This is a genomic window from Methanolobus sp. WCC1 (genome assembly GCF_045690315.1).
Classification (GTDB): Archaea; Halobacteriota; Methanosarcinia; order Methanosarcinales; family Methanosarcinaceae; genus Methanolobus; species Methanolobus tindarius.
This window is the reverse complement of the sequence record NZ_CP146979.1, coordinates 511,641-536,907: the sequence shown is the minus strand read 5'-3', so window position 1 is coordinate 536,907 and position 25,267 is coordinate 511,641. Positions and strand designations below refer to the sequence as shown.

The 25,267-nt window shown below is 40.3% G+C and carries 23 protein-coding genes; 5 read left to right on the top strand and 18 right to left on the bottom strand.

Features of this window, described 5'->3' with window-relative positions:
- Window positions 1-5: 5 nt before the first annotated feature.
- From V7O61_RS02790 to V7O61_RS02755, 8 genes are all read right to left on the bottom strand, one after another.
- Window positions 6-734, bottom strand: coding sequence for a cytidylyltransferase domain-containing protein (locus tag V7O61_RS02790; RefSeq protein ID WP_407282805.1), 729 nt, complete (start codon window positions 732-734; stop codon window positions 6-8).
- Between the two features lie 21 nt (window positions 735-755).
- Entirely contained in the window at window positions 756-1,586 is an 831-nt protein-coding gene (locus V7O61_RS02785) for an N-acetylneuraminate synthase family protein (protein ID WP_407282806.1), read from the bottom strand.
- A 37-nt stretch (window positions 1,587-1,623) separates the two neighbouring features.
- A complete protein-coding gene (locus V7O61_RS02780; protein ID WP_407282807.1) occupies window positions 1,624-2,421 on the bottom strand; it encodes an SPASM domain-containing protein in 798 nt (265 codons plus the stop codon).
- Window positions 2,408-2,989: an SIS domain-containing protein gene (locus tag V7O61_RS02775; RefSeq protein WP_407282808.1), complete on the bottom strand. Its 582-nt coding sequence runs from the start codon at window positions 2,987-2,989 to the stop codon at window positions 2,408-2,410. The genes V7O61_RS02780 and V7O61_RS02775 overlap by 14 nt, the downstream gene beginning before the upstream one ends.
- Window positions 2,990-2,998: 9 nt before the next feature.
- Entirely contained in the window at window positions 2,999-3,646 is a 648-nt protein-coding gene (gene fsa / locus V7O61_RS02770; RefSeq protein ID WP_407282809.1) for a fructose-6-phosphate aldolase, read from the bottom strand.
- Window positions 3,647-4,609 carry a transketolase family protein gene (locus tag V7O61_RS02765; protein WP_407282810.1) on the bottom strand — a complete coding sequence of 321 codons (963 nt, stop codon included), beginning with the start codon at window positions 4,607-4,609 and terminating at the stop codon, window positions 3,647-3,649. It lies immediately after the preceding gene.
- Window positions 4,609-5,433 carry a transketolase gene (locus V7O61_RS02760; protein WP_407282811.1) on the bottom strand — a complete coding sequence of 275 codons (825 nt, stop codon included), beginning with the start codon at window positions 5,431-5,433 and terminating at the stop codon, window positions 4,609-4,611. Before V7O61_RS02760 ends, V7O61_RS02765 begins: the two co-directional genes overlap by 1 nt.
- A 218-nt stretch (window positions 5,434-5,651) precedes the next feature.
- Window positions 5,652-6,677 (bottom strand): glycosyltransferase family 4 protein, encoded by a 1,026-nt coding sequence (locus V7O61_RS02755; protein WP_407282812.1) that lies wholly within the window; start codon window positions 6,675-6,677, stop codon window positions 5,652-5,654.
- 177 nt (window positions 6,678-6,854) lie between these two features.
- Here V7O61_RS02755 and V7O61_RS02750 point away from each other — a divergent pair, with 177 nt between their 5' ends.
- The 4 genes from V7O61_RS02750 (at window position 6,855) to V7O61_RS02735 (ending at window position 11,809) form a co-directional block, all read left to right on the top strand.
- On the top strand, window positions 6,855-9,308 hold the full coding sequence (locus tag V7O61_RS02750; protein WP_407282813.1) for an oligosaccharyl transferase, archaeosortase A system-associated: 2,454 nt from the start codon (window positions 6,855-6,857) through the stop codon (window positions 9,306-9,308).
- Between the two features lie 93 nt (window positions 9,309-9,401).
- On the top strand, window positions 9,402-9,890 hold the full coding sequence (locus V7O61_RS02745; protein ID WP_407283376.1) for a 3-isopropylmalate dehydratase small subunit: 489 nt from the start codon (window positions 9,402-9,404) through the stop codon (window positions 9,888-9,890).
- Between the two features lie 13 nt (window positions 9,891-9,903).
- Window positions 9,904-10,770 carry a hypothetical protein gene (locus V7O61_RS02740; RefSeq protein WP_407282814.1) on the top strand — a complete coding sequence of 289 codons (867 nt, stop codon included), beginning with the start codon at window positions 9,904-9,906 and terminating at the stop codon, window positions 10,768-10,770.
- A 34-nt stretch (window positions 10,771-10,804) separates the two neighbouring features.
- Complete coding sequence (locus V7O61_RS02735) at window positions 10,805-11,809, top strand: isocitrate/isopropylmalate dehydrogenase family protein (RefSeq protein WP_407282815.1); 1,005 nt, start codon at window positions 10,805-10,807, stop codon at window positions 11,807-11,809.
- A 99-nt stretch (window positions 11,810-11,908) separates the two neighbouring features.
- Here V7O61_RS02735 and flaJ read toward each other — a convergent pair whose 3' ends face one another.
- The 6 genes from flaJ to V7O61_RS02705 form a co-directional block, all read right to left on the bottom strand.
- Window positions 11,909-13,564: an archaellar assembly protein FlaJ gene (gene flaJ, locus V7O61_RS02730; protein WP_407282816.1), complete on the bottom strand. Its 1,656-nt coding sequence runs from the start codon at window positions 13,562-13,564 to the stop codon at window positions 11,909-11,911.
- Between the two features lie 9 nt (window positions 13,565-13,573).
- Window positions 13,574-15,235, bottom strand: coding sequence for a type II/IV secretion system ATPase subunit (locus tag V7O61_RS02725; protein ID WP_023844608.1), 1,662 nt, complete (start codon window positions 15,233-15,235; stop codon window positions 13,574-13,576).
- Between the two features lie 19 nt (window positions 15,236-15,254).
- Window positions 15,255-15,950 (bottom strand): ATPase domain-containing protein, encoded by a 696-nt coding sequence (locus V7O61_RS02720; RefSeq protein ID WP_023844609.1) that lies wholly within the window; start codon window positions 15,948-15,950, stop codon window positions 15,255-15,257.
- 13 nt (window positions 15,951-15,963) lie between these two features.
- A complete protein-coding gene (locus tag V7O61_RS02715) occupies window positions 15,964-16,470 on the bottom strand; it encodes a flagellar protein G (protein ID WP_023844610.1) in 507 nt (168 codons plus the stop codon).
- A 76-nt stretch (window positions 16,471-16,546) separates the two neighbouring features.
- A complete protein-coding gene (locus tag V7O61_RS02710) occupies window positions 16,547-16,978 on the bottom strand; it encodes a hypothetical protein (protein ID WP_407282817.1) in 432 nt (143 codons plus the stop codon).
- Window positions 16,968-18,326 (bottom strand): FlaD/FlaE family flagellar protein, encoded by a 1,359-nt coding sequence (locus V7O61_RS02705; RefSeq protein WP_407282818.1) that lies wholly within the window; start codon window positions 18,324-18,326, stop codon window positions 16,968-16,970. Before V7O61_RS02705 ends, V7O61_RS02710 begins: the two co-directional genes overlap by 11 nt.
- A gap of 154 nt (window positions 18,327-18,480) precedes the next feature.
- On the opposite strand from V7O61_RS02705, the gene V7O61_RS02700 reads away from it, so the two are divergent.
- Window positions 18,481-19,503: a methyltransferase domain-containing protein gene (locus tag V7O61_RS02700; protein ID WP_407282819.1), complete on the top strand. Its 1,023-nt coding sequence runs from the start codon at window positions 18,481-18,483 to the stop codon at window positions 19,501-19,503.
- Here V7O61_RS02700 and V7O61_RS02695 read toward each other — a convergent pair.
- The 4 genes from V7O61_RS02695 to alaS form a co-directional block, all read right to left on the bottom strand.
- On the bottom strand, window positions 19,497-19,871 hold the full coding sequence (locus V7O61_RS02695; protein WP_407282820.1) for a response regulator transcription factor: 375 nt from the start codon (window positions 19,869-19,871) through the stop codon (window positions 19,497-19,499). The two genes, V7O61_RS02700 and V7O61_RS02695, sit on opposite strands and share 7 nt — an antisense overlap.
- Before the next feature lie 70 nt (window positions 19,872-19,941).
- The gene (locus V7O61_RS02690) at window positions 19,942-20,997 is read right to left on the bottom strand and encodes a response regulator (protein ID WP_023844615.1); all 1,056 of its coding nucleotides are present in this window, start codon (window positions 20,995-20,997) and stop codon (window positions 19,942-19,944) included.
- A 95-nt stretch (window positions 20,998-21,092) separates the two neighbouring features.
- On the bottom strand, window positions 21,093-22,433 hold the full coding sequence (gene gvpD, locus V7O61_RS02685; protein ID WP_407282821.1) for a gas vesicle protein GvpD P-loop domain-containing protein: 1,341 nt from the start codon (window positions 22,431-22,433) through the stop codon (window positions 21,093-21,095).
- A 36-nt stretch (window positions 22,434-22,469) separates the two neighbouring features.
- A complete protein-coding gene (gene alaS, locus V7O61_RS02680; RefSeq protein WP_407282822.1) occupies window positions 22,470-25,244 on the bottom strand; it encodes an alanine--tRNA ligase in 2,775 nt (924 codons plus the stop codon).
- Window positions 25,245-25,267 lie beyond the last annotated feature (23 nt).

Here is a 25,267-nt window from a genome sequence, read left to right as displayed (position 1 = left end):
CTTCCTCAATAGTTCTTTTTCAAAAAATCAAGAATTTCATATTCTTTGGTTTGCAAAATATATTCAATATAATCAAAGTCTTCCAAATTATCTACTTCTCCAACATCAGGAGTAATGAATGAAAGCATTTGATGGCCATGTAGTTTGTTCATTTCCAATATTGTTTTGGATTTTACTACATCTATGTATCCATTTGGCTGATAGACTGGTGGGAAAGTCTGCCGTGGTAAATTATAATATTCCGGACGAGGATCGTCTGGATAAAGACCCTCGAGAAAATCGCCATTGATACCAAATAATTTGTAGGGAGATTCTCTTAGTTCATGCACCGATCTTAGAGAAGTAGCATCTTTGCTTGAAAGAATCTTATCTATGGCAGCATCTATCAGAGCAGGATCCCTCAAAGGAGTTGTTGGCCTTACATGTGCAATATGTTCTGGAACAAATCCTTCATTTTCCTTAAACCAGGAAATAGCATGAAGCATAAATTCTATATCAGTAGATTTATCACCTGATATCTCTGCAGGACGCATGAATGGTACTTCCGCACCAAAACTCCTAGAAACGTCAGCTATTTCCTGAGAGTCTGTGGACACTATGACACGATCAATCTTTTCTGATAAAGTGCAGGCTGCAATAGAATATGCAATTAAGGGATAGCCTTCAAGGTCCCTCAGATTCTTCTTTGGGACACCCTTAGAACCACCCCTGGCAGGTATTATGGCGATTACCAAAATATTATCTCCATTTGATTCTTACTTGAAGTATCTCAGACTTTTTTCGGTTTTAAGCTCGCCTTCTATAATTCTTTTCATACCGTCACCTAAAATAGGCTGAACACGGCGAGCATCAGTCACAAGTTTTTCCAATTGGTCTTTCTCCAAAGAAGCAGACTGGTCACTGCCATACATAGTTTTATCCAGAGTGATATGTCTTTCAAGAGTGTCTGCACCAAGTGCAACAGCCAGTACTGAAGGCAAAATTCCTGCTTCATGCCCACTATATCCTACAGGACATGAATAACGCTCCTTCAAGCTTAAAATAACATTCAGGTTACAATCATCATCATTACATGGATATGTAGAAACACAATGCAGAAGAGTGTAAGAGCATCCATGTTTTTTGAAGATAGCAACTGCTTCATCGATCTGTTCAAAAGAGCTCATTCCAGTAGAAATGTAAGTATGTTTACCTTCTTTAGCGATCTCTTCAAGTAAAGGCAAATGAGTTAACATTGCTGATGCAACTTTGTTGTATTGCAGATCGTATTGACTCAGGAAATGCTGGCTTTCTACATCCCAGGCTGAAGCAAGCCAATGAATACCTACATCTTTACAGTAAGCATCGATCTCATCATATTCCTTTTGTCCGAATTCCAGACCTTCCTTTTGCTCCCTCTGTGTAGTACCCCATGGACTTTCTCTTGGAGAAGCCAGATAATCCTGAGTATATACTACATCAAGTGTTCTCTTTTGAAACTTTACTGCATCACAACCTGCAGCTTTTGCAATATCGATCAACTGTTTAGCAATATTAATATCACCATTGTGATTAATTCCAATTTCAGCAATTACAAACGGATTCATATTTATCTCTCCTTCCTTTATGACAAATGAATAATAATCAGACTCCAGTAGGTACTCCCCAGAAGTGACATTTTGAACACAGGGGAATCTCATCTCTTTTTCCACTTTTATGTAGTTCCAGCCATTTCAAGCGTTTCGATCCATTCCAAATGTCTTCAAGAGTTTCACTGTTAAGATTACCGATAACACCTTCTCTTTCCGGATCAAAACGTACACAAATGGATACTTCACCTTTAGTATTAATAGCTAGATGATTCAAAAAGTCCCAGCATATACCGATCTCAGGAATTGTAGGTTCCCTCCTATAACCGAAACTACCCATTGGTTTATGTAAAGTCCTCGTGATTATCAAAGAATCAAACACCTCATACTTTGACCTATCAACATTACCAATAAGCCTTAAAGTAGTGAAGGGTTTTCTATCCCCTTTTATTTTGAAGAACTCTTTTATAATCTCATATTGTTCCTCAGCTTCAGTATCATCTTCAAATATCGAGATAGATAATGTATCCAGATTATCTATGATCTCATCTGCTTTTTCGAGTAAAAGTTTACCGTTGGTCACAATATTAGTGATATTGTTCTTGAACAACTTAACTGCATCACCGAAACGTGGATACATAAGAGGTTCACCATTATTGTGGAGTTGCACTACAACCCTTTCAGGAACCTGGGATGCTATTTTGGAGAGCAGGGAGAACTCCATATCATCGTATTCTAAAACCAGTTCAGGATAATCCCTTTCTACTTTTCTTCTGCCACACATCCAACAGTTCTTGTTACATTTATTTGTTAGCTCGATGTTTATGTTGGCAAGACTGTTAAACCCGCTCATTGAATATCTCACTCTCCACACCTGCACATATGATATGTGCAATGGTTATATGGGCTTCTTGTATTCTAGGAGTTGAACTGGAAGGGACATTAATCAGTATGTCACAAACTGAAGCCATTTTACCTCCTGAACCACCAGTGAAACCAATAGTAGTGGCATTTTTAGCCTTTGCTGCACTTAATCCATTAAGTACACAGTCAGACATTCCGCTTGTGCTGATCCCGATGACAACATCATTTTCAGCTACAATACCCTCCACCTGCCTGCTATATACATCATTAAAATCAAAATCGTTTGCAATAGCTGTGATAATCGAAGTATCTGTGGTAAGGGCTACTGCTGGCAAACAAGGACGATTAAAATAGAATCTGTTGACGAACTCTGCAGCAATGTGCTGTGAATCAGCTGCAGACCCACCACAACCAAAAAGCACGACCTTTTTGTTTGCCCTATAGCAATCGATTATTGCATTCATTGCTTCATTTACAATACTGAGGAAAGAATCATCATCCTGAATATTATTCATCAAAGAGATATGAGATTCCAACTGTTCTTTAATATCATTCATATTACCAACTCAGACTGTATTAGGTGAACAGTTCCAATCATTTAGGAATTGTTCAAGGCCCATATGTGTTAAATTATGAGTCATCATCTGTTCTAGCACTTTTGGGGGAATGGTTGCAGCATGTGAACCTGCCTCAGCAGCATTAATTACATGCATAGGGTGCCGTATACTAGCAGCCAATACTTTTGTGTGAAGCGAATCGAATTGGTTGTATATTTTTGCCGTTGTTCTCACTACTTCAATTCCGTCCTGCCCAAGATCATCTAATCTGCCTACAAAGATACTTGCATAGGTTGCACCGGCTTTTGCAGCGAGAAGCGCCTGATTTACAGAGAATATAAGTGTAACATTGGTCTTAATACCCATTTCGGAAAGTATCTTTGTTGCTTTTAATCCATCAAAGGTCATGGGTATTTTAATTACAATATTTGGAGAAATGGAGGCGAACTTTTTCGCTTCTTCAACCATTCCATTAACATCAAGACTTATAACCTCCACACTTATTGGCCCAGGAACCTGTTTTGAAATTATCCCTACAAGCTCTCTAAAGTCTAGATTTTCCTTTGCTACAAGAGAAGGATTTGTAGTTACACCATCCAATATTGGAGAAAAGCGTTTAATGTCATCGATATTTGCAGTATCAAGAAAGATATCCATTTAAAGACCCCTTTGCTCAACAAATTCTTTTATGGATTTATAAATACTATCTGGAGAAAGACCATATTTAGAATATAACTCGTCCATTTTACCAGAGCCACCAAATTGATCATTAATTCCTATCATTTTCATAGGTACCGGATGATTTTCTATGAGAACTTCTGCTATTGCACTTCCCATACCTGCAAGTACATTATGGTCTTCAACAGAGACTACTAACCCTGTTTCCTTTGCATGCTTCAATATACAATCTTTGGCAATGGGTTTTATTGTATGTACATTGACAACTCTGGGATTTATACCATCTTTCTGGAGCATCTCACATGCTTTGAGAGTATTACAGATCATGCTTCCCATTGAAAATATTGTTACATCATCGCCATCAACAACTACAGGATAATCATTTGGATCATATACATATTCGTCACCAAAAACGATTGGAGAAGCACGTCTTGAAAGGCGGATATAATATGGCCCATTTGTCTGGGCGGCATGCTTTATAACCTGCTTGGTTTCATTGAAATCTGCAGGAATAATAACATTCATATTAGGGATAACACGCATCAAAGCAACGTCCTCGAACATCTGATGTGATGAGCCATCTCCTCCCAAACTTAAACCGCCATGTGTCAGAACTATTTTTACATTGAGGTCATCAATAGCAATCCCATTACGGATCTGCTCCCATCCTCGACCACAACCAAACATAGCATATGTACTGACAAAGGGAACTTTATTGCATCTAGAAAGACCTGAAGCCACATTCATTAAATTCTGTTCAGCTATACCTACGTTTATAAATCTTTCAGGGAAAGCATCAGCAAAAAGTGATGTTTTTGTAGATTTAGAGAGATCAGAATCAAGAACGACTATATCCTCATTCTCTACTCCCAATTCTACAAGCATTAAACCGTATGCTTCCCTCGTATGCAGCCATTTGTTCAAGTTATAACTTTCAGACATTAAAGATCACCAAAACATTCAAGGGCAGATATTAATTCCTGCTCGTTCAATGGTAGACTATGGTATTTTAGTTTGTTCTCGATGAATGGGATACCTTTTCCTTTTACAGTATTTGCTAAAACTACTGTAGGCCTGCCCTTTGGCACAAGAGATGATTTAAAAACATCTGTTAAAGCAGAGATATCATGACCATCTACATTAATGACATCCCAACCAAATGAAGACCACTTCTCCCCAAGATTGCTTAATGACATTACTTCCTCTACTGAACCATCCGATTGAAGACCATTACAATCAATAATAGCAATGAGATTATTGAGTTTGTAGTGAGAAGAGAACATGGCTGTTTCCCATATCTGACCTTCCTGACATTCACCATCTCCCAAAAGAACAAAGACATTATAAGCCGCATTATCCAACTTACTGGCTAGTGCCATACCTGCAGCTGTTGAAAAACCTTGAGATAATGAACCTGATGAAGCATCAACGCCTGGTAGTAAATGGCTCTTAGGATGCCCTTCCAACCTAGAGTTGATTTGCCGGAAGGTTTTCAGTTCATCTTTTGGAAAATATCCAAGTTCACATAAAGTCACATATAGAGCTGGTGCAGCATGACCTTTACTTAATACAAAACGATCCCTAAGAGCGTCTTGGGGATTTTGAGGATCATGGTTCAAGATATTGTAGTAAAGAGAGACAAGAATGTCTACTGTAGAAAGAGAACTACTATAGTGACCACTCCCTGCATTTGAGGTCATTAAAATAATTTGTTTTCGAATTGATTGAGCAATATTTTCCAATTCATTGGTGTCCGTTATTCCCATATTCATCTCCTACGTTGCGAGTACATCAATAGATTGTATCATAAATAAATGTATTCAATATAAACACTATAAATCATACATAAAAAGCCATTGTATCCCGAAAAACTATAATTGAATAATGAATTACATTACTAGTATATATATATACTTATGAGTATATTCTAACGGACCTCAGAAAATTAATTTTATCCATTTTTCAAATTATTACTATATTGGAATCAAACATCATCAGAATAGAGAAAATACACACCAATAAGTTTTTCAATCAAACGCTTATGATCATAGCGCTCAACTACATCGGACCTACCCGCACACCCCATTTTTCGAATGATTTCTTTATCTGAAAAAAGGTACAATATCCTGCTCTTCAGCTGATCTGCATCACCAGTTCTAATAACAAAACCAGTTTCTTCATCCAGTACAACCTCAGGACACCCCCCTACATCAGATACAACCACAGGAATACCGCATGAAAGAGCTTCTGCCACAACAGTAGGAAGTCCTTCACTATAACTAGGGAGAATCAAAATATCTGCTGCATTCATCCAATAAGGAATTTCCGAATGAGGAACTTCTCCAACAAAAATGCAGTTATCCAAATCTTTTCCCTTTTCATCACTTTTTCTTCCAATGAAAATGTATTGAATATCCGGGGTATTGCTTGCACACTGATAAATTAAGTCAATACCTTTTAATTGTGTGATTCTGCCAACAAAAAGAACAATTTTTGCCTCAATACCAAGACCAAGATCTCTTCTTAATTTATTTTTGTCCATTGGATGAAAGAGTTCCGTATCAACTCCAACGCTAATTACATCCACTTTATAATCAGGAACACCAATACGTGAAACCAGAATATTTTTAAGCTCTTCACTTACTACGATTATCCTATCGGCCCTGATTGTTACAAATTTAGTGAGGTAATAGTTGACTTTATTTTTCCATGGAATTATGCGTGCATCTGAACCATGAAATTGAACTACAAGGGGTTTAAATTTTAAAATAGCAGGAACTAAAGCTGAATGAGGCACAAAATGAGCATGCACTAAATCATAATCAGTAAAACATATATTTAAAACACTTGAAAGTAGAAAAGGAATATAATATAATATATTTTGACTTTTTTTGACAACTTTATTAACATATATCCCATTTTTTTCTAGGCTTTTTACCTGATCTCTTATGAAGTTTCCAGAGCAATTACCTTTGCTGGGATACATGTTAGCAATCATTAAAATCTTCAAGTTATTACTCCAGGGTATTATTTCAAATTGTTATAGGATTTGCCTAAGTGGTACTACTAAAAGAGCAAATTAATATTCATTGAAAAGTTAAACTGCCAACATCTTATATATCTTAATTGCTTTTTTCATATATAATCAAGCCTAAAAATAAATGTGATTTTCTTAAGAGTTGGAATAATGAATGAACGAGATAAATTAAAATCAAGTATACCTTATTTTTTTGGACTTTGTATATCTTTCATAGTAGCATTCTATATCAGAACGGTACCAAAAGCAAGTGTGTTCATCTCCGATACCTTCGTGAGATTTGGTGGTAATGACCCTTGGTATCACCTTAGAAACGTAGAATCAATTATCCACAATTTCCCACATGTGCTATGGTTTGATGCATACACACAGTTCCCAAATGGCACTAATCAGGTATTTGCACCACTCTTTGATCTCGTTCTTTCCACAATAATATGGATACTTGGTGCAGGAAATCCAGATCAAAATCTCATATATACTGTTAGTGCTTATTATCCTTCAATATTGGGTGCACTTGTAGTAGTTCCTGTATACTTTGTTGGAAAACGGCTTTTCAACAAAAAGACAGGACTTTTTGCATCCATTTTAATTGCACTCTCCTGTGGCCAGTTTCTCTCAAGATCAATAATAGGATTCAACGACCACCATATAGCAGAAACCTTGCTTAGCACTGTAGTAGCAATGTTTCTTATAATTGCAATCAAAAAAGCAGATCAAAATAAAATTACCTTTTCTAATTTAAAAGAAATGAATTTTGACGCAATTAAACCTGCAATTCCCTATCTTATTCTAACAGGTATTGCTTTGGGAGCCTACGCACTTGCATGGAAAGGAGCATTATTCTTCTCATTTATAATTGGAGTTTACATTACTATTCAGCATGTTATTAATCATATGCACGGGAAAAGTACTGATTACCTTGCAATAAGTGGAATGATAATCTTCTTTATTGCATTGTTAATGGTTCTTATGACACCCTATTTGGGAGGAACAAAATCCCTGTACATAAAAGGACTTATTGCAGGAATCATGGCATTTCCAATACTAACTGGAATATCAATTGCTTCAAATCAAAAAGGATTGAAAAATTATTATTTCCCCGTTTTGATTGCTACACTCTCCATTATAGGTATTTTTGCAGCAAAGCTATTCTCACAATCTGCCTACGCCCTAATAACAAGTGTATTCAGTTATTTTATGCGTACAGGAGGTGCTCTTACAGTTGCTGAAGCATCCCCACTTCTATCATCAGGAGGAGTGTTCACACTCCAGCCACTATGGTACAACTTTGGCACACTTGGTTACATATCATTCATTGCACTTGCAATATTGATCTACAAAGCATTTACAAAAGAAAATACACCCGATAAAACATTCCTGATAGTCTGGACAGTTATGATTATCTGGGCTATGCTCCAGCAGAATCGTTTTGCATATTATTACTCAGTAAACGCAGCCATTCTTAGTGCATGGATCGGCATTAGCATTTTAGATCTTGCTGGATGGCAGAGTCTGGTGGACAGTATCAGGTCAAAAACATTCAATATTAAAAACATTAAAGCGATGCACATACTATCAGTCATACTAATATTATTGTTAATGGTATATCCAAGTTACAGCATTGCAATGCAACAAAATCAGGGAACAGGCGGACCTAATGGTTACTGGATAGAAGCAACTCAGTGGTTAAGATACAATACCCCTGACCCGGGACTTGACTACTACGAAAGCTATGAAAGACCAGAAACTGGAGAAAGCTATGAGTATCCAGATACTGCATATGGAGTGATGTCGTGGTGGGACTATGGACATTGGATAGAGGTGATTGGACACCGCATACCGAATGCCAACCCTTTCCAGCAGGGAATTGGTGGTCGAAGGAATAGTATCGAAGAAGAAAACCAACCAGGAGCATCCACATTCTTCACTGCATCATCAGAGGAAGAAGCTACAGAAGTTCTGGAAGCAGTCCACCCTGACCCTGACAAAGCTGGTGCACGGTACATAGTTTCAGATGTTGAAATGGCAACTGGAAAATTCTATGCCATGAGTGCCTGGACACTGGATACGGATGATTATTATGTACAGGTGCAAGCTGATACAGGGTATATGACAGTTCCCGGACAAAGATACTATAATTCAATGGAAGCAAGACTCCACATATTTGACGGTAACGGACTGAAACAATACCGTATGGTACATGAATCCCCAATAGCAAGCACACAGGAGACAGGCTATAAGAACGTCTACAATGTACTCTTTGGAGGAAATGTGGCAGAAGAAAACAGTGGTTATGTTAAAATCTTTGAATATGTCAAGGGTGCTACAGTTACAGGCAAAGCTTCAGCAAGTGAGACTGTAACCATCAGCAACACCATACTAACCAGCCAGATGAGGACATTCACATACACACAAACCACAACTGCAGAATCAGACGGAACCTACTCATTCACAGTCCCTTATTCAACAACAGGACCTATTGAAGGAGAAACACAGTTCGATACAATGCCAACCGGAGCTTATGTGATTAGCTATGGAAATACTACACAGCAGGTTAGTGTCAGCGAAACAGATGTTTTGAATGGGAATACAATAGAAGTTTGATTTTTCCCATTCTTATTTTTACTCTTTTTACTATTTTAGCTCCATTCCCGACACTTACAAATAATATCATGCAGAAGCTAGCCATAAGGTGATATATTGGACAATATAATCAAGGGAAAAGCATGGATATACGGTAGCGATATCGATACAGATGTAATAATTCCCGGAAAATACCTGCGCACAAAAGATATGCAGGTTTTTGCAGATCATGCTATGGAAGGAATTGATCCTGAGTTTTCAAAAAAAGTGCAGACAGGCGATATCATTGTCGCTGCTGACAACTTTGGTTGCGGCTCATCCAGAGAACAGGCTGCACTGGCACTCAAATATGCTGGTGTAGGTTGCGTAATTGCAAAATCATTTGGAAGGATTTTTTTCAGAAATGCAATCAATGTGGGATTGCCACTAATGGAAGCAGATGTTAAGTGCAACGAAGGCGATGAAGTTGAAATAGATCTGCTTCAGGGAACAGTAACCGTAAATGATAACGTGTTTCAGGGAAACAAACTTCCTGATTTCCTGCTTGAAATGCTTACTGAAGGTGGCCTTGTAGCACACAGAATAGCACAGAAAAATAAATAGTAACAGGCATCAAATGATATTTCCGGATGAATACAAACACGTAGGGCATAGCAAAGAGATGCCTGACGGTGAAGACAGGCGTATCTACTTCCTGACCAGATACATGATAGTAGAAAATTGTGAAACCGGAAGCTATTCTCTTTTTGAAGTGGAACATCATGGAGAAGGACTTCTCAGAGATGCTACCAGTCTTAAGGAACTGGCTTCAGATGAAGAGATTGTTCGCTATGAAAAAGAACTTAATATCAAAGACAGAGCACTTCTCATAGACACGGCAACTGAAGTCTGTAATAGCAAAGAAAAAGTCAACACTGTCATATTCACTGGCATAGACAAGCACCTGACTTTCGTACACAAACCCGACCCTTCTGAAATTATTGAAATTGAGATTGTTGACATTTTTCCTCCTGAGCCTTCGTGGCTTGCAAGTGTTGTTCGCAGAGTCGAACAAAGCGGCGTGTGGGGAGATCTCTCTATAAGATTCTCAGAGAACCTTACAGACCTGAGGCAATTTGAAGGAGACAATACAGTATTTCCCTGTTCTTCTTCCGGGCTTAAAGGTAAATGCCTGGATTGTGATGTTATTGAAGAAGACGGTGCACTTCTTGTAGGTTGTGAGATTTCAAAGAGTCTTTTTGAGTCCAGATTCCCGGGAATTGAGTACTCATTTGTGAATATCTGCCCTTTTAAATCTGACATATTCAAGCCCACAAAAGTATTCATTACAAGGTGCTGCCGTGCTGAAAATTCCGGAATTGTCACAATTGCAGGTATAAGAGGAGCAGTTGTTCACTGGGGAGCTTCGGAATTTGACGTGACCATGGCAATAAGAAACCTTGTCCAGGAGCTAAAGCTTTCAGTTAAGAAAGACAATTTATAATTGTAGATATTATGGAAATAATCGGGGAATTGATATGAAACTTGCAGTTATAGAAGGTGACGGAGTAGGGAAAGAGGTTATACCTGTTGCACTGAAGGTTCTTGATGCATTTGGACTTGACGTGGAAAAAGTTCCTCTGGAACTCGGATATGGCAGGTGGGAAAGAACTGGTGCTGCCATTACAGATGAAGATATAGACTTACTGAAGGAATGTGATTGCGTACTTTTTGGTGCGGTGACAACACCTCCTGATCCTAATTACAAAAGCGTTCTGCTGACAATCCGCAAGGAACTTGATATGTACGCAAATGTCCGTCCAATACGCCCCCTTCCTTCAATAAAAGGAATTCATGACAGGACAGATTTCAATTACATTATAGTTCGGGAAAATACAGAAGGACTTTATTCAGGAATTGAAGAGATTGGCGAAGATGTATCCACCACTAAAAGAGTGATTACAAGAAAAGGATCAAAGAGAATTGCAGATTATGCAAGCAAACTCGCAGGAAGCAGGACTAACAAACTGACAATAGTTCACAAGTCCAATGTAATGAAATCTGACAAATTATTCCTTGATGTTTGCCGCCAGTCTGCAACAGATGCAGGAGTTACTCCCAGTGACGAACTGGTGGATTCTTTTGCATACAACCTGATAAGAAATCCCTGGAACTATGACGTAATCGTTACCACTAACCTGTTTGGAGATATTCTTAGTGATATGTCAGGAGCTCTTGTAGGCGGGCTTGGTCTTCTGCCAAGTGCCAATATCGGCGAGAAATATGCTTTCTTTGAACCAGTTCACGGAAGCGCACCGGATATTGCAGGAAGAAACATCGCAAATCCTCTTGCCACAGTACTCAGTCTTAAAATGTTGCTTGAATGGCATGGAGATATGGCCGAAGCGGGAATTCTGGAAGAAGCTATTGATACTTCCCTGAATCATGGAATCTGCACTCCGGATCTTGGAGGGAAAAGCAGTACATCCGAAGTTGGTGAGTTCTTAGCAAATTACATCAAAACAAGAGTAAAACAGACTTAGACCCTGACTTATTTTCTGGCCTAATTTATTATATTCAGCATACTTTCCACATTCACTATACTTACTATATTTTTATTTTCGTATAGGATAATTCTTTTGTCACGCAATACCCAGCAGTGATGACACTGCTGCCATTGTAACCACAGCACTTGCACCGGATATCCATACCATTATGACAAAATCAATTGTAGCACTGAGCATGTGACCACCGTCTACAATTCTAATCAGGATAGCGGACATTAATGAGTGACCCACCATAATGGCCATGACCATATTTGATAGCGTATCAATATTTCCTACATTGGTATAGAGAACCATTCCCATGGACATACCTGCCGGCATTTCCACAGATGAGAACATATCCTGCATAAGCCCGACAACACCAAGAGAAATATACATGGTAAAACCGATACCACCGGTCAGGCCATACAATACACCCACAAGACTTCCGGCAGACTGGGATCTTTTCTTTCTGAGAGTGACTATCTTGTGGAAATTAGTAGCAATAATGTCACCTATGACCTCAGGCTGACCACCAAGATTGGTTGCCTGTACAAACATACCTGAAAAACGCTGGATAAGGTTACTCCCGGTATTTGAGGCGAAATATTCCCAGGAACTGAACTTGTTTATTCTTGTAACAAGCATTTTGTAAAGATTATTCACATCGGTTGTCAGAGGTCCGAAGTCGTGTGCCCTCAAAGCCTTAAGAGCATCATCAATGACACCACCCCTTGCACCTGCTGAACTTCCAAGGGAACGGATAAATGCCGGGAAGTTCTCATCTTTTCTTCTGATACTTTTCTCTATTTTTCTGGAAACATGACCTGTGTAGACCAGAGGAGTCAGCACCATGGCTACTGCAATACTTGTTTCGATTTTACCATAGAGAACCACAGCAATAAGGACAACAATGCAACCTGCAATTGATACAGGTATTGAACGATATAATGTCAACTTGTTTTCAGTCATGTTTGTTGACTGACTCCATGCCGGGTCTTTTGGTATCTTGCTCTTTGTGAACATTACCATTACAACATCAGTCACAAGGAAAATGACAACCACAATACCCATGAGTAGTTCCGCATTCATTCCGGTAATCACAGGCATGATTACAGCAAAAGAAGCCATGAAAATCAAAGACATTACAAGGGAAACGAAGAGTTCCTTGATAATTTCAACAACATAGAGTGCACCATTGTACATTGCCTCGTACTCGTTCATCACAACGTTCTGCTCTGCAAACAGGAAAGTCTTTACATCTTCTCCTGACTGGAGAGCATGTGCAAATCTGTCAAGAAAATCTTCAAATATTATAGAAGGAGTCCTTTTGGAAATAAAACGGCATGCATCCGCAAGACTCAGGTGCCATACTGTTACAAGATTGTATATTTTCCTTGTTTCTTCTGCAAGTTCCTGATAATCCTCATTTTCAGAAACAATACGTACAATATCTATCCTCGGGGTTTCTGCTGTTGCAATTGAACCCATCTGGGTGATGTAATAGTGCATATTATTGTCAATTCTGGAAGCTTTGGCAGCCAGAATAGAAAGAGGATAAGAGAATGCAAATACAATACATACAACCGGTAGCAGATAGGGTATATACCTGGCAGAACCCACAAATATTGTAGGGAGCAATGCAAGAAGAAGGATTGAGAACAAAAATCCGAAAAGTACGATAGGCAAAGCAAACTTCTTGAAATAAACCTTTGGCTCCATTCCAAGATTCTTGAATGCTTTCTCATAGCTCACAAAAACACCTCATACTGAAAATGGAAGACCGTCTATACCATGCTTATAGAAATTAACTATGATTTCAAGCACGTCATAATAATCTTCAATGCCCCTTGATTTCATTTCGTCCAGTATTTTGGCCCGAAGGAAAAGATCCTGATAGATAGCCCTCTTATCTTCATAACCAAGTTTAGTAGCTATCTTGTCCTCAAGGATGTAACTGTTGTTCAAACCACGGAACTTGTGAGTGTCAGAATCAGGTTCCCATTGGAAAACAGCTCTTGTTGCCACACCGCCTATTTCCTCGTAGTAGCCTTCTATTTCCTCAATTGCAAGGGCACGCCTTAGGAACTTACCTTTTCGGTAAACAGCCGAGAGAATCATTGCAATGTTCAGGTTATCTATGAAAGTTACAGGAACATTAATAGGATCAGCTGTAAGACGCTGTATCATCTTGGATACCGCAGATGCGTGGAAAGTTGCCAGCACCGGGTGACCGGTCTGCATACCCTGGAAAGCAACGTTACCTTCGGCTCCTCGAATCTCACCTACGATGATATAGTTTGGCCTTGACCGCAGAGCCGCTTTTAGAAGGGCAAAAGTATCTACCCTTGATTCGGGAGGACCTTCTTCACGGGTAATCAATTGCTGCCATACAGGCTGTGGAGGCTGAACTTCGGCTGTATCCTCTGCAGAGAAAATCTTGGCTTTCGGGTTAACAAAAGCAAGGCATGCATTGAGCATTGTAGTTTTTCCACTTGCGGTTTCACCACTAAAGAAAATACTCATACCATTCTCAAGGCACATCCACATGTAAGCAGCCATTTCAGCATCCAGTGCGCCCCATCCTATAAGCTGGATTATACTTACAGGAACCTCACTGAATTTACGCATGGTAAAACTACTTCCACGCTTACTGACATCTATACTGTAAATAATATTGATACGTGAACCATCAGGGAGAGCACCATCTGCAATCGGCCTTGCATCACTTACAGGACGACCGATACGTTCACTCATACTACGCAGCCAGTTGTCAAGACCTTCTTCATCACCAAATGTAAGGTCGGTTTTAATTGTGTCAAAGATCTTGTGGACAATAAATACATTGTCTACACCGATACTGCTGATATCTTCAAGATACGGGTCCCTGATAATCGGTTCAATCGGACCGGAACCTATGATATCCCTCTCAAGATGATAGAGAATTTTATTGTATTCACCCTGAGTCATGGGGACTTTTTTCTGAACCGGCATGAGTTTCTGGAGAATATCAAATTTGCCTCCTCCCTCTTCATCGTCCATACTGCCACCTGAACCTATGTCTATAGATTCATTGAACAGTTTTGTAATAAGATCCTTAAGTTCTGCCTCAGTATTTGGAACAGGTTCATTGGATGATTTTTCCAGAATAATGTCCAGAGTCGCTTTATACTTCTTTTTTTCCAGATCATTAAGTTCAGGCTCTACTCCATAATAGTTGATCTCTCCCTGTTCTTCACCACCATAAAGGTGTATGAATACAGGATCGCCAACCGGGAGAATGATATTAACTTTATCCCTGTCAATATCTTTTCCAAGACTTACCATGAAAGTTGGTTCGTCTTCACCAGTCTCACGCATGAATTTCTTTACATATTCACCCAGATGAGGGTTCCTTTGTACTGCTTTCTGAAATTCTGCATCCATATTACCACTACCTTCAAGATTATGATACTGAAGCGATCTCTACTACAAGACCTACCTTCGGTTCTATTCTGAAACCAATCATCTGCCCTACAGGGCCTTTGGCACCCGTGAACTTGTTAACGACAATAGTCCTCTTGACTTCACTTCCCAGTGGTTTAGATTTCAGAGTAATGTAAACGTCACATGAAGAACGGAACATTGAAGCAAGATCTTCTGTTAGCTGGTTTGGCTCTATTGTCAGAATTATAACCTTGCCCATACCATTCAGTTTTTTGAAAAAAGAAATCAGATCAAGAGTTTTCTCTGTATTGGCACTGTATTTGATAAGTGAGGAAAGAGTATCAATTATGATTACATCCTTTTCAAAGAGTTCCTCTGCAGCCATCAATCTTTCAATAAAATCAAAACGGGATTTTGCTGCCTGAACAAGCGGAATAACAGGTATGTATAAAAGCAAACCATTCAAAAGAAATGGGGCTATGGGGTAATCCATTGAATACATCTGGTTAATAAAGCCCTTTGTTGTCATTTGTGTGGAGACAAACGTAACACTGACATCGTTTTCGTTTAACCCGAATGAAAGACGTTGGGAAATTGTACTTTTTCCGCCACCACTGCCACCTTCAATTACAACAAGTGAACCGGCAGGAAAACCTCCTCCTAATTTATCATTCAGATCATCCCTGGGGATTGCAAATGCATTGATCTTTGCCATTATTTGCCTCTTATTACGTTTTAAAATTCATTGCACCGGATTTTCCATTGTCAGCTGCAACCAGCACTCTGTGGTCACCTGCTTCCAGAGGAGAAGGAGTGGTTGTTACGTTCAAAGTGAGTATTTCTCCTGGCCTCCATACAATATCCCCATCTGTAAGCGCAGCATTGACATCCACAGGCTCTATAAATATACCATCTACAAGTACAGTCACATATTCGGGAGCCAGTTCAGTCTTACCGGTATTCTTTGCGTAAAATGTGTATTTGCCGGAACCGCCGTCATATGGAATTATCTCAGGATCGTTCACAATGGTTATGTCAGTCCGCATCTGTTCGGACAATATTTTGCTGCTTGCACTGGATGAAGCAATCATGGACTGGACATTGCCGGAGATAAGAACAACTACACTGATAGCCAGAACCATTGCGGCTATGAAGAATATCATGTGCGTTACTGCGGTTTCTGCACCTGTATCTTTCAGTAAGGTGTTTCTCTCTGTTCTTAGCATGCTTCTCATGTTTTTCGGCCAGCTTGATGCAAATAGAATTAGAGTAGTAATATATAATTAATAGTATATAAGATTATTATTTAGTTCAGACTACATATGAACTATAAGCAGAAACGCCGTTGCGAGTAACAACTTTTACACGATGGGATCCTGTGCCGGAAAGGTCAGTAACTGTCATATTACGCGTCTCAGCAGGCGTCCAGGTTGCTGCAACATCACTATAAACATAGGATTCCAGATTACCATCAACAAGAACATTGAGCTCATCAAAGAGAACAGTCTCACTGCCTGTGTTTGAAAGTGTCACTGTCAGGTTATAGGTGCCTGAATAGTTTCCAGGGACAGCACTCTCCACCTCTATATTGGTTTTAAGTTTTGAGTTCTGCATCTGGTACTGTTCTTCTGAAGCATCATTGACAACTTCATTTGAAGTGTTAAGCATAGAATATGAGAAAGAACCAACTACAAGAGCAGTAATGAAAAACATGACTGCAACAACAGAAAGTTCAAATCCCATACAATTCCTCCAGACCGTGTTTTACCTTTGCCATTTCCCTGTCAATGGAACTGAGCATGTTCCTGTCAATCTTGCGGCCGGATAGCCTTTCAATGAAGAGCAGGGATTTTGTGTGGTCTTCCGGCAAAAGACGCCATGTGGGCTTTTCAACATAATAATCGATTCCACGGGCATATGCCATAATCTCTGACATGACATCTTCGCTTATCCATCCGATATCAACATAATAATCAAGTGCATCCATCAGGTTATTTCTTCCCACTCTTTCCATGAGGAACTCTATCCAGTTAAGAAGGACAACAACACTAGTAGGATCTGCTTTTATGAATTCAAGCCTTACAAGAGGCAGCGAAGCTTTCTTTTCGGCCGGAGCATTTTCTGCTTCGACTCCTGTTTCCTCTGCTTCTTCAGGTTCCTGTATACTGTTTTTAGCCTGAACTTTTTCTTCACTCTTAGAAGCAACAACTTTTGAACTGCCCGAAGCAGGAACCGGACGGTTTTCAAGGTCTTCAAGCCTGGTAGTTATAGTGGAAGTTGTTTCTGCAAGATCAAGCAAATTCTGATTAATAGAATCTGTACGTGTGAATAATTCATCTGTTTTTGAGTTTAACTGCTCAATGCTTTCATGCATCATCACCATAGCATCTGCGAATGCCTCCATCTTGGATTCAAAATCCTGCATCCTGGAGGCTGCTTCTTCAGAGATACCTTTTGGCATACTCATTTTCTGGGCAGTGGCATCTAACTCATTTTTCAGAAGAACCATCATGTCACCCATCTCAGTAAGACGGGTCTCTGTTTTTTCAAATCTCTCTATCGTATCCCTGGAACCAGCGCCATCACCCACAAAAGGATTCACCTGGTTTGATACAATTTCGTAAAGGGATAACAGTTCAAGGACACTCTGGTCTATCTTGTCCACAGTTTTTCTAATTTCCTCATTGTCCCTCTGGACCATGTTAAGAGTTACATCTGCCTTTGAAACTTTGGACTCAACTTCCTTGATCTTTTTACGGTTCTCCTCCAGCATCTCATTATCTACTGGAGCAGCCTGGGGAGCAGCTTGCCCTGGCATTCCAGGGGGGCCACCGGGTGCTTCTCCGGGAGCAGGAGGAGCCATACCAGGAGGAAACGCAGAATCGCCAGGTGCACCTGGAGCCATGCCCGGAGGACCACCGGGCGCAGGTGGCATACCGGCAGCAAGATCAGGAACTGAACCAAGATCCGGCCCACCCTGCATGAAAGGAGGTGCATCACCACTACCAAACGGAGAGTCGCCTCCTTTATTCTTGCCCTTTTTGGAAAGAACAGAAGTCACTTTTTTGATCTTATCACTAAATCCGGCCATAATTCCACTGGTTTTATTTAATTTATGAGAGATATATCTATACGTTGGACAATATACCCTTAATAATATATATAAATTATGAATAAAACATCCGTTAAGCTTATTGTGAATTCAGATGATTTTAAATCATTTACCTGACTTGTAGGAGGAGTCCATGGCACGTAAAAAGCAATTCAAAACAGAAATGATATCCGACAAGGATGGTATAAGATTTGCAACTCCTGAACCTGTTGCTGAGTACAGGGCAAAGAGGCTGCAATGCAAGACAATAGCCGACATCAGTTGTGGAATCGGCGGACAGGCACTCTTTTTTGCCAGATACTGTGATTTTGTCTATGCTATTGAGATTGACCCCAAGAAAATAGCTTTTGCAAAAAAGAATGCTAAAGTAATGGGTGTTGATAACATAGAATTTATTGCAGGAGATGCACTGTCTTCCGAAGTCATTGGAAAACTACCCAAATTGGATGTTGTCTTTTCAGATCCTGCAAGACCTCCTACAGAAAAGGAAAGAAGCATTGACAATCTTAGTCCATCTATCCCTGAAGTGATGAAAGCTTATGCTGATATTTCATCTAATTTTGCTTTTGAAGCACCTCCTCAGTTGTCTCCTGAAAAAATACCTTTTGACTGCGAAAGAGAATACATGTCCCTGGAAGGAAAGCTCAACCGGCTTAACCTCTATTTCGGAGAACTGAAAAAAGCTGATGTTTCTGCTGTTGCACTTCCAGGAAGCAATATCATCAGGAAAACCGGAAACATCGAACCTGTCAGGAAAGTTGAAGAATCTGCTCTTTACGCATATGAACCTGAAGAATGTGTGATTAAAGCAGGTCTGCTTGAACAGCTTGTTGCAGAGCTTAAAAAAGAATCAGATGATATTTCAATCTTTGACATTGATGGCAAAAGAACACTCCTCTGTTCAAAATCTGAAATCCAAAACAGCCTTTTTAAAAACAGATATAAAAGATTGCTTGTTACCGATACCAACTATTCACAGGTTAATTCATATCTTAGGAAAAACTCATTCGGCAAAGTAATTGTCAGGGCAGCCATTGATCCTGAAAAATACTGGAATGTTCGCAATGAGCTGGAAAACGGACTCAATGGTGAAAGAAAGGCACACCTTTTCGTAAAAGATGAGAAAGCAATATTAAATGAAGTGCTGGATTACTGAATTTTCATTTCCAGCAATTCTTTTGTTCTCTGAATAAGTTCCTTTCTGCTGAAAGGTTTTGTGATATAGTCGTCTGCCTTGAGAACATGCAGACCGAGCATTTTGTCAAATTCCTGACTCTTTACCGTAAGCATAGCTACAGGCAAAGTGGGCTCCTTTTCTTTTATCTTATGGAAAGTTTCCCATCCATTCATATCAGGCATCATGATATCAAGAAGAATCGCATCAGGGTGTTCCTCTTCAATTGATTCAAGACAGTCAAATCCACTTTTTGCTCCGATAACTTCTATATCTTCAGATTCCAGGATCAACTTTACAAGGTCAATGGTATCGGGTTCATCATCCACGACCATGATTTTTGGACACATTACTGAGACATCTCCTAAAACGTTTTTATTATAATTATATATCAATCAAATATTCATTTGAGATATATAATTATTCCTCTTCAACCCATCCAAGACGGCGCATTACCATCTTTATCCTTGCTTTGACCTCTCTCTTGTCAAAAGGTTTTGAAATATAGTCATCAATTCCAAGTTCCATGCCTTTGACCTTGTCTTCAATAGCGGTCTTAGCTGAGATCATAATTACAGGGATATCGCTTGCTGCCTTGCTCTTTTTAAGATTTTCAACCACTTCATAACCATCCATATCAGGCATCATGATGTCTAATAGAATAAGATCAGGAAGCTCTTTAAGTGTTAGATCAATCGCATCCTGGCCATTGTGGGCTACTATGAAGTCGTATGGCTCGCTTATAAGAGAAAGCTTAAGAAGTTCAGGAATATCCGGTTCATCATCAACAATAAGAATCTTCAGGCGCTCACGCTTGATCTTTTTCTGCATGGGTTCGAATTCAATAGAACCTTCTTCCACAGAATATCTGAAATCAAAATCCTTCATTCCGATTTCAGCATGGATTTCACCTACGTTGGTAATATCGATGACAACATCAAAGAAAGAAGTGATAAGAACCTCTGTCTCAGAAGGCAGGATGTTACGCGAAAGCATGGAGACGATGCTGCCATCATTCTCTGCTACTTTCTTCTCTATAAACTGGACAAAATTTTCCACAACCTGCATTGTGTCGCTTGAAAGCACATTCATGTTGTCTATGATCAGAACTGAGTTCTGGTGATTCTGGAAGATATTTGAGATATGGGATGCCATCTTTGTATAATCTGCAACTGAACTGCAGTAGAAAGTATCATCATGGTGCTCCTTACCCGGTGCATCAATATCAATGAAGAACAGCTTTCCTTCATAATTGATGTCAAATCCAAAATCTTCGAATCTTGACAATATTTTATCCCTGGAAGAATTTAAGCATAGCCAGACTATGCTCCTTTCTGACTCTTCTTTCAGTATATCCGATACAAAAAAATAGACAAGCCTCTCAATAAAACTATCCACCGGAGCAAGGAATAATGTATTTTTCCGGGACAGCTCTGTTCTGAGGGTTGAAAGGATTTCCTGCGTTTGAGCATTCATTGCCAAGTACCTTTTAATTTTGTTTAGTAAATAATATTAGATTTATTTTCTTATTAATGTTTGGGAAGAAAATGTACTTACGGCGTCCAAATTACTCATTTCATAGGAATGAGGCTAACCTGCGGATAACCAGACACAAACTCCATCTGTACTGCAAAAATACCAGTTTTTGGTACCACACCATACATAACAAGGGTCTTGTCAACGTTTTCAAACTTCCAGTGAGTTGTGGCCATGTGTGCAACTGATTCGGTAATCCTCTGGCCAAATTTAGTAACAGCAAGTACAACATTATCAGTTGTTTTTGTAATGGATGCCATCTGCCCTATGATAGAACCGATATTTTCCCATCCGTAATTGTACTCCATACTGTCAAGGCCAATATAATCTAAAATAGGTGAGCCGTACTGGCGTAGAATCTCATTCTTGGCTTTGTGAAAAATATCCATATCTTTATAGACGTTGCCTGAGAATGGTTCAATATAGGCAGGGATTCTGCCTTTGAGGTCGCGAATTTCAAATCCCACAAACTGACCATGAAAGTGATCATCGCCTGTGAATGGAGAGATCATACGCTTTTCGGTTTCAACACTTGTACCTTCTGTAGGCATGCTCAGAAGACCACGGCCAAGTTTTAGATGATTTATAAATGTCGGGAGCAGCAAACTGTAGAAAGAGTCACCTACACCACTTGTTATTTCAAATAGGTTGAAGCTTCCTTTCTGGTATCCTCCGGCAAGTATCTCGTCAAAGTCATGTATGCCGGTTGATATCCTGTTCTCTTCCGGATCATTAAGAGGATGTGGAACCTGTGTTTGTTCAGGATAAGAAACAGTGAATGGCTCAAAGCTCCTGAAATGGCCGCCATCGAGTGTAAATGGATATCTTGATTGTGAGAGTTCAACACCACGTATTTTAAGGAGGTTTATTTTTCTCACATCACGCCCGGATATTTCTGCTATCTCAAGGGACACTACTCCATCCACAAGATAATCTAAGGATGTGACATCAGCCTGTTCAGTTATCATTATAATATCTGCATTGACCTTTCTGGAAAAATCAAAAAGCAAACGTTCCAGCTCGAACTTATTGCTTTCCCAATCAGAAGAACGCGTTGTTGCAATGCTCAGGGAATCTATTGAATCAACAACAATAATTGGCTTTGTATCACAGGAGTCCCATATCAATTTAATACGGGATGCCAGCATACGCAGGAAATCTTCGTTATTGTTGAAATCACCTTCAATCCAGGGATAATTTCCATAATCAGAGGATTTGTCAATACGTGGTGAAATATAAACACAATTGCCTTCGGGGCATATTTCATCAAGTATTCCAAAAACAAAAGTGGTTTTCCCAGTACCGGGCTGCCCCTTTACTAGAAGGGACTTCCCATACTGGGATGAAAAGAACTCTTTGACTTCACCAGGTATCATACTGGTGATTTACAATTTATAGATATATATACATATCTAATTATTTAATTGCTCTTCGAGAAGACTCTGTCCTGCAGCAAGTGCTTCGTCAATCTTGCTGGCATCAACACCGCCTCCACGGGCCATCGCTGGCTTTCCGCCACCGCCACCACCAACTGTCTGGGACATAGCCCTGACAATCTTTCCAGCATCTGCTCCTGCTTTAAGTGCATCTTCGCCTGCGGCACCAACAATCTTGACACCACCGGATTCACTTGCCAGAAGTACAACCATGTCTTTGTTGGTGGTCAGCTCACCGGCAATCTTAACAAGCTCATCAATGTCTGCGTTAGAGATGCATGCTGCCACAAGGCGCATACCTGCAACATTGACAGCCTCGTTGGCCATCTGGAGCACATGGACATGCGCAAGATCTTCCTTGAGCCTCTGGTTCTCCTTCTTAAACTCTTTCCATTCATTGAAGAAACGATCAATTGTAGATGGAAGATGTTCAGGCCTGACACGGAGTGCATCTGCTGCCTGACTGAGATAAGACTCCATTTCCTGCATTGACCTGACTGCAGCAAGACCTGCTGCGTACTCAATACGCTCCACGCCGTCCTGAACACGTTCTGTCTTAAGTATCTTAATAGGACCAACAAGTCCGGTACTGGTACAGTGAGTACCTGCACATGCTTCTATATCATCGGCAACCTTCAGCACACGAATTGTGTTTCCTGGAGGGACACCTCCCTGATACAGTCCGAAACCATATTTCTTCTCAGCATCGATCCTGTCCATCCATTCTGCAATAACACGCTGGTTCTCCATGACGGTACGATTGGCTATCAGCTCTATCTGGTTGAGCTCGTCCTGTGAGATGCGTTTGTAGTGTGAGATGTCAAGACGTGCGCGGTCCACAAATTTCTGGGCACCGGCCTGCCATACATGGTCCCCAAGCACCTTACGTGCGGCATCATTGACGATGTGGGTTGCAGTGTGATGGCATGCATGAGCCATACGACGTTCCTCATCCACGTGTCCCTGAACCATATCGCCCTTCTTAATATGGAATTCATTATCAGAATCTTCGATTATGTGCACGACAACACCATCGACACCCTGAACGTCAATTACGTTGTGTAATACATCTTCTATGAACATGGTACCGTGGTCTGCAGGCTGTCCACCGCCTTCAGGATAGAACAGTGTGCTGTCAAGTACTATATGATTGTCAAATACATCCAGAACGACTGCTTCAAAGTTCATCCTTGTAGGTTCGTCATAGAACAGCTTCTTGGTCTTTGGAAGCCTGGACACTCTTTCTGCATAAGGGAAGACTTTTTCCTCTTTTGCCTCGGCTTTGCTGTGCCCTTCGGCAACAAGTGAATAGAAGTTATCAGGCAGATCTACAGCCACACCAACCTCAGATGCTGCTTCTTTTGAGATCTCAGGGGGAATTCCGTGACTGTCATACATCTCGATTATACTTTCAAGAGGCATATTCTCCCCGGATTCCTTGTAGTGTTTAGCGGATTTCTGTATCATGCGCTTTCCACGTTCAAGCGTCTCACCGAACTTGCGCTCTTCATGTTCAAGGATATCCTTGATAACATCGAACTTCTCCTCAAACTCAGGATATTCCGGCAGGTTGTTAATGTGCATCCTCACAATGTCAGACAGTGGTACGGTTATGCCCATGTCCTTCATCATCCTGAGTGTCCTGCGCAGTACAAGTCTTGCAAGATATCCTGCCTTTACATTGGAAGGAATTACACCGTCTGCAAGCATGAATGTTAAGCAGCGTGTGTGATCAGTGATTGCGTATACAGTTTCGACTGGCTCCATAATGGATGAAAGTTTGTCCACTGTCGTGCCAATGCTGGAAGCAACCTGTTTTCTCAGTTCAAAGAGATTGGCTTTCTCGCTTACGTCCATAAGACCCGCAAGGCGGGCATTCTGGGCAAGGATGTTAGCATACTCGGAGTTATCAAGTTCATGGTTAATTCCGGCAAGATCCATGAGCTCATTGACAATGTTTGGGAAAACTGCGTCATATATAGTAGGTGAACCTTTGGATGCCCACACAAACCTCTCGAGGCCATAACCGGTGTCTACAATGTAGTTGTCCATCTTCCTGTAGTTCTCACCTTTGATGGAAATGTCACCGTCTTTTGACTGCTTGAGGTCCATGAACACAAGAGTTGCAACTTCAAGACCACCAATAAGCGCCTCTACGCAGGGACCCGCATTTCCTCCGCCTGCCCATGGTTCCTCTTTGTAGGTTACTGCCAGAGGATCAACACCAAGAGAATTGAAAAGTTCATCACATAGTTCTACGGTGTGGTCTTTCCAGTATATTTCCTCATCTTTTTTATTGAAGGCGTGGTGAGCCATCATTTCAAATGTTGTCAGGTGACGGCCACTCCTGCCAACCGCATCAAGGTCTGAAAGACGGATGCATGGCTGGGAAATTGTCAATGGGTTCGCTGGTGGTGGCACCTGCCCGGAAGTCACAAATGGCTGGAAATCCGCAATAGATGCAATGGTCAAATAAATGTCATCTCTCCACCTTGCGATGACAGGATATCTCTCAAGCCTTGTGTGACCCCTTTCTTCAAAGAAATTCAGATAATACTCACGCATTTCCGCGAGGTCGAACTGTTTCTTAAACACAGGATTACCGATAAATGAGTATGGATCGCATGGTGCATCGCCACACGTGACCCTTTCAAGATCACGGGTCCAGAAATGTTTTCCACATTTAGAGCACTGTTTGCGAACGAATCCATTCTCTGAAAAATAATCAAGCTGATATTCGTCTTCAAGCATAAATATTCCAACTGGATGATTGT

What these genes read in the sequence shown, in the direction of transcription:
- V7O61_RS02780 (WP_407282807.1), bottom strand. Translation starts at nt 2,421, where the DNA reads ATGAGCGGGTTTAACAGTCTTGCCAACATAAACATCGAGCTAACAAAT.
- V7O61_RS02705 (WP_407282818.1), bottom strand. Translation starts at nt 18,326, where the DNA reads ATGGCCGGATTTAGTGATAAGATCAAAAAAGTGACTTCTGTTCTTTCC.
- fsa (WP_407282809.1), bottom strand. Translation starts at nt 3,646, where the DNA reads ATGGATATCTTTCTTGATACTGCAAATATCGATGACATTAAACGCTTT.
- V7O61_RS02760 (WP_407282811.1), bottom strand. Translation starts at nt 5,433, where the DNA reads ATGGGAATAACGGACACCAATGAATTGGAAAATATTGCTCAATCAATT.
- V7O61_RS02690 (WP_023844615.1), bottom strand. Translation starts at nt 20,997, where the DNA reads ATGAATGCTCAAACGCAGGAAATCCTTTCAACCCTCAGAACAGAGCTG.
- V7O61_RS02720 (WP_023844609.1), bottom strand. Translation starts at nt 15,950, where the DNA reads ATGGCAAAGATCAATGCATTTGCAATCCCCAGGGATGATCTGAATGAT.
- V7O61_RS02735 (WP_407282815.1), top strand. Translation starts at nt 10,805, where the DNA reads ATGAAACTTGCAGTTATAGAAGGTGACGGAGTAGGGAAAGAGGTTATA.
- V7O61_RS02725 (WP_023844608.1), bottom strand. Translation starts at nt 15,235, where the DNA reads ATGGATGCAGAATTTCAGAAAGCAGTACAAAGGAACCCTCATCTGGGT.
- gvpD (WP_407282821.1), bottom strand. Translation starts at nt 22,433, where the DNA reads ATGATACCTGGTGAAGTCAAAGAGTTCTTTTCATCCCAGTATGGGAAG.
- V7O61_RS02710 (WP_407282817.1), bottom strand. Translation starts at nt 16,978, where the DNA reads ATGGGATTTGAACTTTCTGTTGTTGCAGTCATGTTTTTCATTACTGCT.
- V7O61_RS02785 (WP_407282806.1), bottom strand. Translation starts at nt 1,586, where the DNA reads ATGAATCCGTTTGTAATTGCTGAAATTGGAATTAATCACAATGGTGAT.
- V7O61_RS02700 (WP_407282819.1), top strand. Translation starts at nt 18,481, where the DNA reads ATGGCACGTAAAAAGCAATTCAAAACAGAAATGATATCCGACAAGGAT.
- V7O61_RS02715 (WP_023844610.1), bottom strand. Translation starts at nt 16,470, where the DNA reads ATGAGAAGCATGCTAAGAACAGAGAGAAACACCTTACTGAAAGATACA.
- V7O61_RS02775 (WP_407282808.1), bottom strand. Translation starts at nt 2,989, where the DNA reads ATGAATGATATTAAAGAACAGTTGGAATCTCATATCTCTTTGATGAAT.
- alaS (WP_407282822.1), bottom strand. Translation starts at nt 25,244, where the DNA reads ATGCTTGAAGACGAATATCAGCTTGATTATTTTTCAGAGAATGGATTC.
- V7O61_RS02765 (WP_407282810.1), bottom strand. Translation starts at nt 4,609, where the DNA reads ATGTCTGAAAGTTATAACTTGAACAAATGGCTGCATACGAGGGAAGCA.
- V7O61_RS02740 (WP_407282814.1), top strand. Translation starts at nt 9,904, where the DNA reads ATGATATTTCCGGATGAATACAAACACGTAGGGCATAGCAAAGAGATG.
- V7O61_RS02695 (WP_407282820.1), bottom strand. Translation starts at nt 19,871, where the DNA reads ATGTGTCCAAAAATCATGGTCGTGGATGATGAACCCGATACCATTGAC.
- V7O61_RS02750 (WP_407282813.1), top strand. Translation starts at nt 6,855, where the DNA reads ATGAATGAACGAGATAAATTAAAATCAAGTATACCTTATTTTTTTGGA.